This window comes from Myxococcus qinghaiensis (assembly GCF_024198215.1).
In the GTDB taxonomy this organism is placed as follows: Bacteria; Myxococcota; Myxococcia; order Myxococcales; family Myxococcaceae; genus Myxococcus; species Myxococcus qinghaiensis.
In genome coordinates this window covers 38,754-53,275 of the sequence record NZ_JAKCFA010000012.1, presented here as the reverse complement: position 1 = coordinate 53,275, position 14,522 = coordinate 38,754, and the positions used below count along the sequence as shown (strand labels likewise).

Sequence of the window (14,522 nt, the reverse complement as noted above, 5' to 3'; positions counted from 1 at the left end):
AGGCCGTCAGCGCAGCCGGGACCAGAACGAGCGGCGTGACGAGATGCGCTCCAGTGCGCGTTGAAGCTCCTCGTCGCCGTCGGCGCGCTGGGCGATGTCGCTCAACGTGACGATGCCGACGAGCCGGTCATCGCGTTCGACGACGGGGATGCGACGAATCTGCTCGCGGGCCATGAGGTCGACGAGGGTGTGAAGGTTCTCGTCGGGCGTGACGGCGTGGATGTCACCGGTCATCACATCCATGGCGCGCAGTTGCTCCGGAGGCTGTCCGCCCGAGAAGGCCTGGATGGCCAGGTCCCTGTCGGTGACGGTTCCTTCGAGTCGGCCGTCCTCGTTGACGATGGGGATGACGCCGCAGTCGTCTTCCTTCATCAGCCGGGCGACATCGCGCAGGGAGCTGTCACGTCGCGCGGTGCGCACGTTGCGAGTCATCACGTCGCGAGCGGTCAATGGCTCACGTTGCCACCGCAGCCGCTCGGCCGCGGCGATGGGCCTCATGCGGAAGTCCTGACTGCGGTCCTCGCGAATATGGTCGGCCGTGCGAGTCCGTTCGTCGCGCACGCGCGTGTCCCTCCGAGAGCGGGCCTCGAAGCTGAACTCCTGACCTGGTGACACGTCCCTCGATGAAAGGTCCTCGTGCGAGCCGTGCTCACGAGGGGGGCGCGTCTCTCCGCTTGAGCGGTCCGCGAAGTCGCTGGGCTCGCGACGTGACTGCACGTCCCGCCGTGGGCGAGCCTCGAAGGTGAACTCCTGGCCCGGAGGCACTTCCCCGCGAGAGCGCTCGTCATCCCATTCCGTCCGCCGCGCGCCACGCGCATCCTCACGAGCACGCATCTCATCACGGGAACGCATCTCCTGAAGGGAACGCATCTCCTGAAGGGAACGCGCATCCTCACGGGAACGCATCTCCTCACGAGCACGCATCTCGTCACGGGAACGCGCATCCTCACGAACCCGCATCTCCTCACGAGCCCGCACCACTTCACGGGGACGCACCTCCTCATGAGCCCGCAGCTCCTCGCGGGAACGCAGCTCACGCCGGGCCCGGTCCTCATCATCCCAGTCGGAGCCGCCGTACCCGGTGCGGTCCCACGCGCGGTAATCCGCGGGCTGGGGCGACAGCTCCTGGTCCTGCGCCCCCATCCGAGCCCGAGGCCCCATGCCCGTGGCGTAGCGGTCATCCCGGTCATCGCGCCCGTACGGCCCGCCGCGCACCCCACCGCGAGCCCACTCCGCGCCACCCCGGTCCTCCACATCCGTTCGAGGTTGCGCCATGCGCAGCGAAGCGGCCCGGTAGAAGCGCCCCTCGCGTACGGAAGGCGACTCGTCGCGCGCCGGGTTCCAGCCCGACACATCCGACTCGCTCCGCTCCCGTGAGCCCGGAGGCGCCGCTTCGGCCGGCCTCACCGGCTCCGTGCCTGGTCCAGACCGGGGAGCCCCCAGCTTCTCATCCTTGCCGTTGTCCAAGCTTCGATGCGCCATGCCGCGAAGGCTGGCGATGCTCCCAGGCCCTACCAACCAACACACGCACGCCAGTCACTTGGACTGTTCGCTCCCGGGCGCGAGCAGGCGTCAATCACCCACGAGCCAACATCCGCGCCGCCGCAAAGCCAACATCCCCGCAACGAAAAACGCGTGCCCTCGGACGGAGGACACGCGCGGATACAGCGACACGTCGAACGGCGCCTCTCAGCAGCAGGGGTCGTTCGTCTCTTCGCAACAGGCCAGCGTGGTGGAGACCTGGGGCTCCGTGCTCTGCGTCTCGGTGGAGGAGGTGGACGTCGCGGTCCCATCGCCTCCGTGAATGCGGGCGAGGTCCTTCACGAACAGCTCCTTCAAAGTCTTCACCTTGTGGCTCTTCATGATGCGTCTCCCGTCGAGGGGTGAAGCCGGCCGCCGAATCGACCGGCGACGTCAGCCTAGGCCCTGCCCCGGAGCACGGGAAGTGTCACGTGTCACACGTCACGCCATGTCTCAGCGCTCACGCGGACACACTGAAATGTTCCAGCACTCCGCCCGCATGACACGGCGCGACGGGCCCTGTGTTCCCCAGCGGAAGACGTCTCGCGTCATCGCCCGGCGGCCTTCCAGGTGTCCGAGCGGGCACGAGCCCCGCTTCCTCCGACACCGTGCGCGCCCCTGAAGTCAGACGCCCCAAGTCACCTGTCTGTCTTCACCTGCACGGCGACGTCAGTGGACCGCCCAGCGCTCCGCGATCTCCTCGCAGGCGAGCACGACGTCGGTGAGTCGACGGATGTGCGCGCGAGGCGCGGTGAAGATGGTGCCCGCGAACACATCCACCACCTGCACCATGCGGTGGTCCGACGGCCCCAGCTGGCACAGGTGCTGCTCCGCGAAGCGCTGCAACATCGTCCCGATGTACTGCCCGGAGCGCTCGTCCAGCGGGTGGTGCTTGGAGAAGTAGAGCTTCATCAACCCCACGCGCGGGTTGCCGTGGCGGTCCATCCGCTGGAGCACGACTTCGGGGCGCACGCTGATGGTGACGCCCGCCATCTCCAGCACCGGAGGCTCCGCGCCCACGGCGCTGACGATGGTGTCCTCCAGCCCGAGCCACGGCACCACGTCCGCGAAGCGCTCCAGCGCCTCCGAGCAGAGGTGGAGCCGCTGCGCCTCGAACTCCGACTGCGGCACGCTGCACGCGAAGCGGCGCTGGTGCTCGCGGAGGATGGCCGGGTCCAAATCACGACAGAGGAAGTCGGTAATCGCGTGAGACGCCTCGGGGTAGCGCAGGTACTGCTGCTCCGGTGGGTGCTTCTGGTCGTAGATGATGCGCTTGCGACGAGCAGGGGTCGCGATGAGGTACTCCCCCAACTTGTTCACGGACACACGTGGCAGCTCACGGACTTCCGCCATGGAGTTCCTCCCCCTGGATGCTGGCGAATGAGCACACAGTACAGAGGGGGGCTGACATTTCCGTCGATGGCGTGAGTGATTGAAACCAGGGGCCTCACCGCGCGGGTAGGAAGTCGCGGCGAGACCCCATGTCAGACGTCAGTCCTTCTCTTCCTCGAGGCTGCCGGGAAAGGCCGTCCAGTACAGGTCCGGCAGCGGGTTGGTGCCGGCGTCGCTGCGCGGACCGTCGCCGTCGGGGATGTCGTCGAGGATGGCGCCCGGGGTCCGCTCCGTCGGGTCCATGGGCTGGGCACGCCGGGGGCCCTCGTCCTCCTGGCGCTGCTCGTCATCCTGGGAGGTCTGGCGTGGGGCCGGGGTGTCCTCCTTCGGCTCCTCCTGGTGCCGGGGCCCGGTGGGGCGGCCGTAGAAGTCCTCGGCGGGTTGGGGAGCGGGCTGTCGTCGCTGGTCCTTCGCCATGGTGGAATCCTCCGCCTGGATACGGTCGTGACGGGGAATGCGTACGGCAACCCGGCTATCGTTCTCGGCCGGAGTCTGGAGGGCAGGCGAGCAGGCGCGGGGAGCGCATGCCCGCGCTTCCCGGGAGAAGGAGCGTGCCGATGGCCGTGGGGCATGACGAGTCGACCGCGTCATTGACGGAGCCCAGGCTCCACCTGGGGTGCCAGGCCTGTGGGGCGATGCTGGTGCTGGAGCCGGCGCTGCGCACCACGCGGTGTCCCTATTGCGCGGCGCCGGCCGTGGTGGAGCGGCCTCCGAGGCCCGGAGTGCCGGAGCCCGCCTTCGCGCTGGGGTTCGCGCTGACTCACGCCGCGGCGAAGGAGAACGTGTCCCGGTGGTTGCGCTCGCGCAGCCTCTTCTGTCGCTCCGGCATCCGGAGCGCGGAGCCGGGGGACGTGCATGGCGTCTACGTGCCGGCGTTCCTCTACAGCGCGCTGGCGAAGTCGAGCTTCCGAGCGACCATCGGTGAGGACTACCAGGAGCAGGAGAGCTACACGACGACGGAGAACGGGAAGACGGTGCGGCGCACGCGCACGGTGACTCGCACGGAGTGGAGGCCCTTGCAGGGCGAGTTGGAGGGCTACGTGGCGGACGTGCTCGTCACGGCGTCGAATGGCTTGCGCAACGAGGAGCTGGAGGCGCTGGAGCCCTTCGATTTCCGAGCGCTGGCGCGCTACACGCCGGCGCTCGTCTCCGGGTGGGTGGCGGAGGAGCCGTCGCTCACGCGGGAGGCTTGTCTGAAGGGCGCGCGCTCGGAGGTGGGGGAGCGCGTCTTGAAGCGGCTCGCGGGGTTGATGCCGGGGGACTCACACCGGGACTTGAGCCACGACACGCGGCTGGATTGGGAGTCGCTGGACGTGTGTCTGTTGCCTGTCTGGGTGTTGCCGGTGCGCTACGCGGAAGGGGAGGCGCCGTTGCGGGTGCTCGTGAATGGGCAGACAGGAGAGGTGCATGGGGAGGCGCCCATCTCCACGTGGAAGGTGCTCATCGCGGTGCTGGTGGGGCTCCTGCTGGTGTTGGGCGGCGTGTTGTATGCGCGGGGAGGTGTCGGGTGAGCGAGGCCGCGAGGGTGGCGCCGTGCGAGCGATGTGAATGCGAGCTGGAGGCGGACGACCTGCGCTGTCCCATCTGCGGGCTTTCGACGCCGCCCCCGGAGCGGGAGGAGGCGACGCGCGAGCGGGCGAAGGTGGTGCGCTGCGAGAGCTGTGGCGCGGCGGTGGAGTACTCCGTGGAGGCGAAGGCGCCACGGTGTGACTACTGCGGCGCGGTGACGCATGTGGAGATGACGGTGGACCCGGTGGACCAGGCGCAGCGCTGGCTGCCCTTCACCGTGGACCCGAAGGCGGCGAACCAGGCGCTGGCGGGCTTCCTGGGGCGCAAGGCCTTCTTCCGGCCCTCGGGGTTGGCGCAGGAGGCGGCGCTGGAGTCGATGAAGCCGCTGTGGTGGCCGGCGTGGGTCTTCAAGGCGGGAGTGCAGGTGAGCTGGACGGCGGACTCGGACGCGGGCTCGGGGCGCTCGGACTGGGCGCCGCATGCGGGGCGCACGCGTCTGGACTTCACCAACATCCTGGTGCCGGCGTCGCGAGGGCTGAAGGTGGAGGAGTGCAATACGCTCACGCCCCGCTATCGGTTCGAGTTGGGGGAGAACGAGGGGCGGGGGCCGGAGGAGGCCAGCGTGGAGCGCTTCGAGGCGACGCGCTCGGGGGCGAGGAAGGCGGTGTTGCAGGAGGTGGAGCGTCTGGCGAGGGAGCACGTCCAGGAGAGCGGAGACATCCCAGGGCGGCGCTTCCGCAACGTGCATGTGGCGGTGGCGCTCTCCAGCCTGCGCACCACGCGGTGGGCTTTGCCCGTGTATGTGCTGGCCTATCGCTATCGAGGCAAGCCGTACCGGGTGCTGGTGCACGGGCACGACGCGGAGCTGGTCTTCGGCGAGTCGCCCATCTCCGCGTGGCGGGTGCTGGGCGTCGTCGTGGCGGCGCTCATCGTGTTGATAGCGGTGCTGTACTTCACGGGCATGCGATAGCGGAGAGCCGCGGCTGGACCTCCGAGGTCCAGCCGCGGTGTCACTCACGGCTCGGACGAGTCGTCGTCCAAGGATGTCGCGCTGGCTCCTGCTTCATTGTCGCGCGAGGAGACATCGCCGCGAGAAGCCGCGTCCCCCGTTTCTTTATCGCGCGAGGAGTCACCAGCCGGGACATCGCCACGCGAAGCCGCGTCAACAGTCTCTTCACCGCGCGAAGCGACAGCAGGCACCTCGTTGCCACGTGAAGAGGCGGTGGGCACGTCGTCCTCGCGCCTGGGCACCTCTCGCACGAGCGTCGCTCGCCGCCCGCCCGAATCCTCCGCGGACGAGCGAGTCACACCCCGCATCCCCGGCACACCGAACACCCGCGCCGCCTCCTCCGCCAGCACCCCCGCTTCATCCACCTCCTCCGTCGCCGATGTCCCCGCCGCGCCCGGCTCCAGCGGCACGGAGGCCTCCTCCGCCGTCAGGTCCTCCGGATGCAGGCCCCCTTCGAGCAGCTCCGCCTGGTTGCGCCGGCTGGTCGCCTCCGCCGCCACGCGGGCCACCTCCTCCGCCGTCGCATGCCGCCCGTGTCCCGGTGCATGCACACTCAGCCACCCCCGGAGCACGCCGCCCAGCTCGTCCGCCGTCTGGAACCGGTCCGCCGGCTCCCGCTGCAGCGCGCGCAGCACCACCGCCCCCAGCCCCTCCGGCACGTTCTCCACGAGCCGAGCCACCTGCGCCGCCTCCAGGCTCAGCATCCGCGCGGCCACCTCCTCCACCGGCATCCACGTGGGGCCCTGCGCCTCCAGCGAGAGTCCCGACGGCAGCGGAGGAGGCACCTTGTCCTCCACCGACAGCGGATGCCGCCCGGTCAAGAGCTCCAGGAACACCAGGCCCAGCGAGAAGATGTCCGAGCGCGCATCCACCGGCGCGCGCAGCAAAGCCTCCGGTGACGCATACGCGATGTCACCCTTCACCAGCGGACGGCTCGTCTCCTCGCGTCCCTCCATCCGCGACGCGGCCACCGTGAAGTTCGTCAGCTTCACATCCCCATGGGTCCCCACGCGGATGTTCCGGGGACTCACGTCGCGGTGGACGATTCCCAGCGGCCGGTTCCAGTCATCCACCGCCCCATGCGCGTGGTGGAGCGCGTCCGCCACCTCCGCCACCACGAACGCCGCCAGCGCCGCCGACACCGGCCTGCGCCGCATCGCCGTCAGGTTCAGCAGCGTGTCCAGCGAGCGCCCCTCCACGTACTCCATCACCACGTGGGGCGCCCCCCGGTACAGCTTCATCTGGTGCACCTGGGCGATGTTGGGGTGCTTGAAGCGGAACGTCAGGCTCACCTCCTCCACCAGCCTCCGCCGCTCCACGAAGGTGGCGGGGCTGCGCAGCCGCTTCACCACCACCAGTCCGCTCTGTCCGCCCCGGTAGCGCCGCCGGGCGAGCATCAGCAGCTCGCCGGTGGAGCGCACCTCCAGCTTGCGGACGAACTCGAACACCGTGCCGCCCACGTTGAACAGCACCCGGGGTCGGCGCGCTCCTCCGGGAAGATCCTCCGTCGTCGTGTCGGGAGTCGTCATGGCCTGCCTTTGAACCTGGGAAGTGGTTGGGTTGCTACAGGATGCCTGAGGTAACACGAAAGGCATCCCGCATGGAATGTCAGAGGTTGACTGACAACTGGAAGACCTCTGGGATTGGATGCCCGGCGGCAGGGGACGGAGGCGAGCCTCAGTCGTCCCGCTTCCGCCACGGCCGCAGCGCGTCGCCCAGGACCCGCATCCGCCTGCGCAGCCAGGACCGCCAGGGGACGCCGGGCTCGGTGGGAGGGGTGCCCGGGGGACTCGTGTCGGAGCCGGCCCCAGGCCTCCCTTCCCGGCGCATCCACTGGCGCATCTCCCGGGCCTCCTCGTCTCCATCGAAGAGCGCCTCGTCCTCCTCGGTGATGGCCTCATGGGGAGGACGGGGTGGGAACAGCGGCACGTCCCACGTGCTGTCCGCCTGCTCCAGCGCCGCGCTCAGCGCCCCACACAGCTCCGCCCCCGTGGGGTAGCGGCCCGCGGCGTGCTTGCTCAAGAGGCGCAGCACGATGGCATCCAGCACGGGAGGGACGCGCGGGTTGAGGACGGAGGGCGGCTTCAGCTCGGCGGACTCGATGCTCGCCAGCAGCGCGGACGGCGGCAGGTGGGCGCGGTAGGGGAAGCCGCCCGTCAGCACCTCATGGAGGACCAGGCCCAGCGAGTACAGGTCATCGGTGGGCACGAAGTGATAGCGCGAGCCCGGGACGCGAGGCCCCATCCAGAAGCGCAGCGCCTCCGGACTGCGGTAGCTGGGCGTGCCCGGGGGCAGCCGGTCCTCCGTCAGCGTGGGCGCGCAGGCATGGTCCCCCGAGCCGAAGTCCACCACCACCGGCTGCCCGTCCGACGCGCGGATGATGATGTTGCTGCCCTTGAGGTCGCGGTGGACCACGCCCTCGCGGTGGATGGCGTCCAGCGTGAGGGCCAGCGAGGCGAACACCTCCGTGGCCCGCCGTGGCGTGGCCTGGGGGCTCTCCGCCCACAGCGACAGGGTGGGGCCCTCCACATAGTCCAGGATGAGGTAGAGGTAGCCGCGGCGTACGTCCGGCCACCTCAGGTAGCCGAGCAGCTCCACCACATTGGGGTGGTCCAGGTGCATCAGCAGCCGGGCCTCCCGCTGGGTGCGCGCGTCCACCCGGGCCTCGTCGTCGTCGGAAGGGCCTTCCAGCGCGAACTTCAGCGCCACGGTGCCGCGCGTCTGCGTCTCCGCCAGGTAGATGGCGCCATACCCGCCGGTGGCCAGCCTCTTGATGATGCGCAGCGCGCCCAGCTCCTCCGAGGGCTGCAGCAGCAGCGGGTGTATCGATTCGAGGTCGCTCATCGCCCCGTCCTCCCGCCGCCGGACCGACCCGCGTGAAGCATGCGAGGGGGTGGACTCTCAAGGTTGGATTCCCCTTGGAAAATTTCAAAATGGAAGTGCATGGGTTGCCTGTCGATTGAACCTTGGAGGTCATTAGCATGGCGGACGCCTTTTCGGGTAGTCTGGTGCCGTGTGGGGTAGGGTTCGGGACAGGTGACGTGGTAGGGAGACTTGGGAGAGGCGCGAGGACGATGAACGAGGAACTGGCCATCACCGTGGGCACGGCGGCGAGGGCGGCGAGGGCCCGGCTGGGGCTCACCCAGGCGGACGTGGCCGAGCGGGTGGGCATCGCCATGGAGGTCTACAGCCGCATGGAGCGGGGCCGGGTGCTGCCCAGCGTCACCACGCTGCGGCGGCTGTGTCTGGTGTTGCGCATGGACGCCAACGCGCTGCTCGGCCTGTCGGAGGCGCCGCTGGTGGTGCCCGGGGCCGTGGTGACGACGCGCGCCGAGGATCCGCCCGCCCTGCGCCGGCTGGTGAGGGCGCTGCGCGCGCTGGGGCCCGAGCAGCTCCGGGCCGTCGTCCAATTGGTCCACGGCGCGCTGGGGCTCCTGCGCCGCTGAAGGGCCCTCTGCCCGGGCGGGGGGCCGCGGGAAATGAACTTGCGCGAGGGTGCGGCCGTGCGACGCTTCCGGCCATCATGCGTGAGCCCGTCGACCACAAGCTCGCGGCCATCCTGGGAGGGGCGGCCCGAGTCGCCCGCCTGCGATTGGGCCTCACCCAGGGCGATGTGGCGGACAAGGTCGGCATGGCCATGGAGGTCTACAGCCGGCTGGAGCGCGGGAAGATGTTGCCCCGTGCTCAAACGCTGAAGCGGCTGTGTGACGCGCTCCAGGTGTCCTCGGATACGCTGCTGGGCGTGGGGCGCGGGGGTGCGTCCCTCACCCCCGTGTCCTCGCGCAAGCCGGAGCGGGAAGACCCGGTGGAGCTGCGGCGGATGACGCGCAAGCTGCGGGAGCTGGAGCCGTCCCAGCTTCGCGCCGTGTCGCGCGTGGTGAACGCCGTCGTCTCGGTGATGCCGCCCGTGGCGCCGCCAGCGAAGAAGCCCGTGCGCGGGGTGCGCCGCCGCAAGGCGAAGGCCACCGGCTAGGCGTCTTCCCGGGGGCTGGGAATGCGGTGGAGGCCGGTGTTGAATCCCGGCCAGGGCCTCAGCCCGCCAGGGCCTTGGACGGACGTCCAGTGCCCGTGCACCCCGCACGTGAGATACCACGCACCATTGGTGCGCCACATCCAGGAGGTCCGCCCATGACGACACTGCGCAAGGTGATGCTGGTGGACGACGAAGAGGACATCCGGGCCATCGGCAAGCTGAGCCTGAGCCGGGTGGGAGGCTGGGTGACGGTGCTGGCCGCGTCGGGCAACGAGGCGCTGACGAAGGCCGCGGAGGAGCAGCCGGACCTCATCCTGCTGGACGTGATGATGCCGGGCATGGACGGGCCCACCACGTTCAACCGGCTGCGCGCGCAGGACGCGACGGCGCGCACGCCCATCATCTTCATGACGGCGAAGGTGCAGAAGCAGGAGGTCGCCCGCTACCTGGAGCTGGGCGCGGTGGGAGTCATCGGCAAGCCGTTCGACCCGATGACGCTGCCCAAGGAGATTCTCAAGCTGGTGCCGGAATGACGGGCTCCCGCCTGTCCAAGCGCTCGGTGGCGCTGGCGGTGGGGGCGCTGCTGGTGCTGTGTGGCCTGTTCGTGGTGGGCCGTCCGTGGGGGATGGCCGAGAGCGACGGCTACCGCACGCGGCTGCAGCAGCTGCGCCTGGCCAGCGCGGAGCTGGAGCAGGACGTGCTGCGCGCGCGGCTGGGGCTGCCGGAGCTGCATGGGTCGGAGCTGCCCGCCTTCGAGGCGCTGAAGGCCCGCGCCCTGACGCTGCGCGACGTGCCGTCCTTCCTCTCCCAGGAGGAGCGCGGGGTGATGGCCTCCTCGCTGGAGGCCTACCTGCGCGCGCTGGAGGACAACCGCGCGCTGCTCGTGCGCTCGCGAGAGGCCGCGGCCCGGGGCGAGCGGCGCGAGGCGGACGTGGCGGTGCAGGCGTTGCTGGAGCGCTCGGCCAGCGCGCAGGCGGAGCGGCTGGTCACCACGTTCCTCCAGTTGCACGAGCGGGCGCAGCTGAGCAACGAGCGCTCGCGCGTCGTGTTCTTCGCGGTGTCGCTGGTGCTGGGGGCGTACGTGGTGGTGGTGCTGGTGCGCCTGTCGCGCGCGTCCGGTGAGTTGGCCACGCTCAACGAAGTCCTGGAGAAGCGGGTGGAGGAGCGGGGCCAGGCGCTCTTGCTGGCCGGGCAGGAGCAGCGCACGACGGAGGCGCGCAAGGCGGCCATCCTGGAGGCGGCGCCGGACGGCATCCTGCTGGTGGACGAGGCGGGGCGGCTGTTGGAGCTGAACCCCACGGCGGAGCACGTCTTCCGGCTGAAGGCGTTGGAGGCGGTGGGCCGGGACTTCCTGGCGCTGGCGTTGCCCGCATCCTTGCCCGCTGGCAAGCGCGAGGAGGTGGCGGCGGCGCTGCGTGAGACGTCGGGCCAGGCGACGCGGCTGGAGTCGCCGTGCCTGCGCGCGGACGGGAGCATGTTCCCCGCGGAGCTGACGCTGGCGCGGGTGCCGGGAGAGGGCCCGGCGCGCTTCACCGCCTTCGTGCGCGACATCACCGAGCGCAAGGAGGTGGAGCGGATGAAGAACGAGTTCGTCTCCACGGTGAGCCACGAGCTGCGCACGCCGCTGACGTCCATCCGGGGCTCGCTGGGGTTGTTGGAGGGCGGCATCGTCGGGGAGCTGCCGGAGCAGGCGCTGGACATGGTGCGCATCGCCCGCTCCAACACGGAGCGCCTCATCCGCCTCATCAACGACATCCTCGATTTGGAGAAGATGGAGGCGGGGAAGCTGGAGCTGAAGCTGGCGCCGCTGGAGGGGCTGGAGCTGGTGGAGGCCACGTTCAACGGCCTGCGCGGCGTGGCGGACGTGGCGGGGGTGTCGCTGCGCGCGGTGGTGGAGGACGCGCCTCGGGTGAAGGGAGACAGGGACAGACTCATCCAGGTGCTGACGAACCTGGTGTCCAACGCGGTGAAGTTCTCGCCCGCTGGCGCCGAGGTGGTGGTGCGCGTGAGGCCGGAGGCGCCGGGTCGGGTGCGCTTCAGCGTGGTGGACCAGGGGCCGGGCATCCCCGAGGAGCAGCGGGGGCGGCTGTTCGCGCGCTTCCAGCAGCTCGACGGCTCGGACACGCGCTCCAAGGGCGGCACGGGGCTGGGGCTGGCCATCTCCCAGGCCATCGTGAACCAGCACGGCGGCGGCATCGAGGTGGAGAGCGCGCTGGAGAAGGGCTCCACGTTCACCTTCACGTTGGACGCGGCGCGCGCGGTGTCGGGCTCGCATGCGGCGGTGGGCGGGGCGGTGAAGGACTCCACCCGCTACAACGTGCTGGTGGCGACAGCGGACGCGGAGCTTTCCGCGTTGCTGCGTGGGTTGCTGTCGCAAGAGGGTTACCGGGTGGTGCGGGCCGCGAGCCTGGCCGAGGCGGCGAAGGTGCTGGAGGAGACGCCTCCGGATGCGGTGGTGCTGGACACGCAGATGCCGGACGGGCAGGCGCTGGACTGGGTGCGGAGCCTGCGTGAGCAGCCGCGCACGCACGAGCTGCCGGTGCTGGCGGTGTCGGGGCGCTCGGCGGAGGGCGAGGGCGTGGGCACGCCCTTGTGGGTGGACTGGATGTCGCAGCCGCTGGAGGAGACGCGGCTGCTCAGCGCGCTGCGCCACGCGATGCGGCGGCCGGGGCAGGCGCGGGTGTTGGTGGTGGACGACGACGTGGCCACGCGGCGGGTGATTTGCGCGCGGCTGGAGCGGCTGGGGACGGTGCAGGTGTTCGAGGCGGCGGATGGGGAGAGCGCGGTGGAGCTGGCGCGCGAGACGCCGCCGGACCTGATTGTCCTGGACGTGGGGCTGCCCGGGCTGGATGGGTTCGAGGTGGTGGACATCTTGCGGCAGGGGCGGGGGCGGGCCACGCCGCTCATCGTGTTCACCGGAAGAGACTTGTCGCGAGCGGACCAGCGGCAGTTGACGCTGGGGATTACACGGCACTTGAGCAAGGCGCGCTCGTCGGAGGAGGAGCTGGTGGCCTCCGTGCGCGAGCTGCTGCATGAGCTGTTGTCCCGCAAGGACGCTGACTCGGGGAAGAGGGCTGTTTCATGAACGAGGCGAAGACGCTCCTGTTCCTGGAGGACGACAAGGACCTGCAGACGCTGGTCTGTGCGTTCCTGCGGGAGAAGGGCTTCCGGGTGGAGTCGGCGCGCACGGCGGCGGAGGCGCGCACGTTGCTCGCGAAGGTGCCGGTGGACGCGGCGATTGTGGACGGGTTGTTGCCGGGGGTGACGGGGGCGGACTTCATCCGCGAGCTGCGCAAGACGCAGCCGGAGCTGCCGGTGTTGTTCGCCTCGGCGTTCTGGAAGGACTTGAAGAGCCACGAATTGCTCACGCGGCAGTTGCGGGTGGCGCGCATCATCCACAAGCCCTACCGGCCGGAGGAGCTGTACCTCTGGGTGAGCCAGGTCTTCACCCAGGCGTTGCCGCCTCCGGCGCCGGGGCTTCGGGCGCTGGCGGACGTGGACCTGGTGCGCGACGAGCTGGCGGCGAGCCTGGTCGCGTTGAATCAGGAGTACGGCGCGCGGCTGAAGGACAAGGTGGGCGGGCTGGAGACGCTGCTGGGTGACGCGCGAGCGGGGAGGCGGGAGGCGCTGGAGGAGGCGACCATCATCGTCCACAAGCTGCATGGGACGGCGGGCAGCTATGGGTTCACGGAGGTGAGCCTGTCGGCGGGGCGGCTGGAGGACGTGCTGCGGTCGGCGAAGGACGCGGCGCGGATGGACTGGGGGCAGGTGGACGCGACGTTCCGGGAGCTGGCCCGTGCGGCGTCGGTGCCGGTGAAGCCCGTGCGCAAGGAGGCCCCCGCGGCGATGTTGCCGACGGAGGGGGTGTTGCTGGTGGTGGACGAGGACGCGGGGGTGTTGGCGGAGGCGGAGCGGCTGGGGCGGGCGCACGTGGTGCGGGTGTTGCCGGCGCGGACGGCGAGCGAAGCGGTGGCGGTGGCGAGCAGGCAGTGGGTGGATGGGGTGCTCATCCACATGCATCTGGGTGGGGAGCTGGGGGGCATCCAGGCGGCGCACCAGCTGAGGTCAGTGGAGGGGCTGGGCTCGTTGCCGTTGGGGTTCATGGAGGGGGAGGGAGGGTTGGAGGACCGGGTGGCGGCGGCGCATGCGGGGGCATCGTTGTTCCTGCCGAGGCCCTTCACGGCGCCCGACTTCGCGGCGGCGGCGGAGCGGATGGTGGCGGCGCGGCGGCCGGAGCGGGCGCGGGTGTTGGTGGTGGACGACGACCCGGAGGCGATCGCGGCGTTGGTGCACTCGCTGGCGAGCGAGCAGATAGAGGTGGTGGGGTTGGGGGATGCGCACCAGTTGATGGAGGCGTTGGCGGAGCATCGGCCAGATTTGTTGTTGTTGGACGTGCAGATGCCGGGGCCGAGCGGGTTTGATTTGTGTCGGATTCTGAGGTCGACGCCGGCGTGGCAGGAGTTGCCGGTGTTGTTGATAACGGCGCACCTGGGGTTGGAGTTCCGGCTGGCGGCGTTCCAGGCGGGGGCGGACGACTACATCTCCAAGCCGGTGTTGAAGGAGGAGTTGCGGGCGCGGGTGCAGGCGCGGCTGGAGCGGGCGCGGCTGTCGCGAGAGCGCTCGGAGCGGGACGCGTTGACGGGGTTGTTGTTGAGGCGGCCGTTCATCGAGGGCGTGAGGGCGCGCCTGTCGGAGGCGCAGCGTCAGCAGCGGCCGTTGGCGTTGTGTTTCCTGGATGTGGACCACTTCAAGCGGGTGAATGACAAGTACGGGCACCTGGCGGGAGACAGGGTGCTGACGCGGCTGGGGCGGTTGTTGGGGGCGCGCTTCCGGAGGGAGGACGTGCGAGGGCGGTGGGGCGGGGAGGAGTTCGTGGTGGGGTTGTTGGGGGAGACGAAGGAGAGCGCGAAGGCGATTCTGTCGCGGACGATGGCGGAGGTGGCGCAGATGACCTTCGACGGCGACGGGGGCGAGTCCTTCGGGATTACAGTGAGCGCCGGCATCGCGGAGACGCCCGGGGACGGGGCGACGCTGGAGGAGCTGCTGCGCGCGGCGGATGCCCGGTTGAATCGGGCGAAGGCGAACGGGCGCAATCGCATCGAGGTGTGAGCCGCTGGC

The 14,522-nt window shown here is 70.2% G+C and carries 13 protein-coding genes; 7 read left to right on the top strand and 6 right to left on the bottom strand.

All coding sequences use genetic code 11. The annotated features are described in order from the left end of the window. Positions 1-6: 6 nt before the first annotated feature. The 4 genes from LZ199_RS22945 to LZ199_RS22930 all read right to left on the bottom strand — a co-directional run bounded on the left by LZ199_RS22945 (position 7) and on the right by LZ199_RS22930 (position 3,330). The gene (locus tag LZ199_RS22945; protein WP_253995878.1) at positions 7-1,482 is read right to left on the bottom strand and encodes a CBS domain-containing protein; all 1,476 of its coding nucleotides are present in this window, start codon (positions 1,480-1,482) and stop codon (positions 7-9) included. 207 nt (positions 1,483-1,689) lie between these two features. Then, positions 1,690-1,863 carry a hypothetical protein gene (locus LZ199_RS22940; RefSeq protein WP_163868523.1) on the bottom strand — a complete coding sequence of 58 codons (174 nt, stop codon included), beginning with the start codon at positions 1,861-1,863 and terminating at the stop codon, positions 1,690-1,692. Between the two features lie 327 nt (positions 1,864-2,190). Then, positions 2,191-2,874: a hypothetical protein gene (locus LZ199_RS22935; RefSeq protein WP_163868522.1), complete on the bottom strand. Its 684-nt coding sequence runs from the start codon at positions 2,872-2,874 to the stop codon at positions 2,191-2,193. A gap of 138 nt (positions 2,875-3,012) precedes the next feature. Beyond that, positions 3,013-3,330 carry a hypothetical protein gene (locus LZ199_RS22930; RefSeq protein WP_253995877.1) on the bottom strand — a complete coding sequence of 106 codons (318 nt, stop codon included), beginning with the start codon at positions 3,328-3,330 and terminating at the stop codon, positions 3,013-3,015. Between the two features lie 140 nt (positions 3,331-3,470). Here LZ199_RS22930 and LZ199_RS22925 point away from each other — a divergent pair, with 140 nt between their 5' ends. Both LZ199_RS22925 and LZ199_RS22920 read left to right on the top strand, forming a co-directional pair. Beyond that, positions 3,471-4,424, top strand: coding sequence for a hypothetical protein (locus LZ199_RS22925; RefSeq protein ID WP_253995876.1), 954 nt, complete (start codon positions 3,471-3,473; stop codon positions 4,422-4,424). Then, entirely contained in the window at positions 4,421-5,392 is a 972-nt protein-coding gene (locus LZ199_RS22920) for a zinc ribbon domain-containing protein (RefSeq protein WP_253995875.1), read from the top strand. The genes LZ199_RS22925 and LZ199_RS22920 overlap by 4 nt, the downstream gene beginning before the upstream one ends. 44 nt (positions 5,393-5,436) lie before the next feature. On the opposite strand, the gene LZ199_RS22915 is transcribed toward LZ199_RS22920, so the two are convergent. Both LZ199_RS22915 and LZ199_RS22910 read right to left on the bottom strand, forming a co-directional pair. Then, complete coding sequence (locus LZ199_RS22915) at positions 5,437-6,960, bottom strand: serine/threonine protein kinase (protein ID WP_253995874.1); 1,524 nt, start codon at positions 6,958-6,960, stop codon at positions 5,437-5,439. 148 nt (positions 6,961-7,108) lie between these two features. After that, positions 7,109-8,275 carry a serine/threonine-protein kinase gene (locus LZ199_RS22910; RefSeq protein WP_253995873.1) on the bottom strand — a complete coding sequence of 389 codons (1,167 nt, stop codon included), beginning with the start codon at positions 8,273-8,275 and terminating at the stop codon, positions 7,109-7,111. A 230-nt stretch (positions 8,276-8,505) separates the two neighbouring features. Here LZ199_RS22910 and LZ199_RS22905 point away from each other — a divergent pair, with 230 nt between their 5' ends. The 5 genes from LZ199_RS22905 (at position 8,506) to LZ199_RS46475 (ending at position 14,513) form a co-directional block, all read left to right on the top strand. Further along, positions 8,506-8,877, top strand: a complete 372-nt coding sequence (locus LZ199_RS22905) for a helix-turn-helix domain-containing protein (RefSeq protein ID WP_253995872.1) — start codon at positions 8,506-8,508, stop codon at positions 8,875-8,877. Positions 8,878-8,954: 77 nt separating this feature from the next. Next, positions 8,955-9,404, top strand: a complete 450-nt coding sequence (locus tag LZ199_RS22900) for a helix-turn-helix domain-containing protein (protein ID WP_253995871.1) — start codon at positions 8,955-8,957, stop codon at positions 9,402-9,404. Between the two features lie 155 nt (positions 9,405-9,559). Continuing rightward, positions 9,560-9,937, top strand: coding sequence for a response regulator (locus tag LZ199_RS22895; protein ID WP_253995870.1), 378 nt, complete (start codon positions 9,560-9,562; stop codon positions 9,935-9,937). Continuing rightward, complete coding sequence (locus LZ199_RS22890) at positions 9,934-12,489, top strand: response regulator (RefSeq protein ID WP_253995869.1); 2,556 nt, start codon at positions 9,934-9,936, stop codon at positions 12,487-12,489. Before LZ199_RS22895 ends, LZ199_RS22890 begins: the two co-directional genes overlap by 4 nt. Continuing rightward, positions 12,486-14,513, top strand: a complete 2,028-nt coding sequence (locus LZ199_RS46475; RefSeq protein WP_267145153.1) for a response regulator — start codon at positions 12,486-12,488, stop codon at positions 14,511-14,513. Before LZ199_RS22890 ends, LZ199_RS46475 begins: the two co-directional genes overlap by 4 nt. Positions 14,514-14,522 lie beyond the last annotated feature (9 nt).

Coding starts and splice junctions, on each gene's coding strand:
- LZ199_RS22945 (WP_253995878.1), bottom strand. CDS start 1,482: ATGGCGCATCGAAGCTTGGACAACGGCAAGGATGAGAAGCTGGGGGCT.
- LZ199_RS22940 (WP_163868523.1), bottom strand. CDS start 1,863: ATGAAGAGCCACAAGGTGAAGACTTTGAAGGAGCTGTTCGTGAAGGAC.
- LZ199_RS22935 (WP_163868522.1), bottom strand. CDS start 2,874: ATGGCGGAAGTCCGTGAGCTGCCACGTGTGTCCGTGAACAAGTTGGGG.
- LZ199_RS22930 (WP_253995877.1), bottom strand. CDS start 3,330: ATGGCGAAGGACCAGCGACGACAGCCCGCTCCCCAACCCGCCGAGGAC.
- LZ199_RS22925 (WP_253995876.1), top strand. CDS start 3,471: ATGGCCGTGGGGCATGACGAGTCGACCGCGTCATTGACGGAGCCCAGG.
- LZ199_RS22915 (WP_253995874.1), bottom strand. CDS start 6,960: ATGACGACTCCCGACACGACGACGGAGGATCTTCCCGGAGGAGCGCGC.
- LZ199_RS22910 (WP_253995873.1), bottom strand. CDS start 8,275: ATGAGCGACCTCGAATCGATACACCCGCTGCTGCTGCAGCCCTCGGAG.
- LZ199_RS22905 (WP_253995872.1), top strand. CDS start 8,506: ATGAACGAGGAACTGGCCATCACCGTGGGCACGGCGGCGAGGGCGGCG.
- LZ199_RS22900 (WP_253995871.1), top strand. CDS start 8,955: ATGCGTGAGCCCGTCGACCACAAGCTCGCGGCCATCCTGGGAGGGGCG.
- LZ199_RS22895 (WP_253995870.1), top strand. CDS start 9,560: ATGACGACACTGCGCAAGGTGATGCTGGTGGACGACGAAGAGGACATC.
- LZ199_RS22890 (WP_253995869.1), top strand. CDS start 9,934: ATGACGGGCTCCCGCCTGTCCAAGCGCTCGGTGGCGCTGGCGGTGGGG.
- LZ199_RS46475 (WP_267145153.1), top strand. CDS start 12,486: ATGAACGAGGCGAAGACGCTCCTGTTCCTGGAGGACGACAAGGACCTG.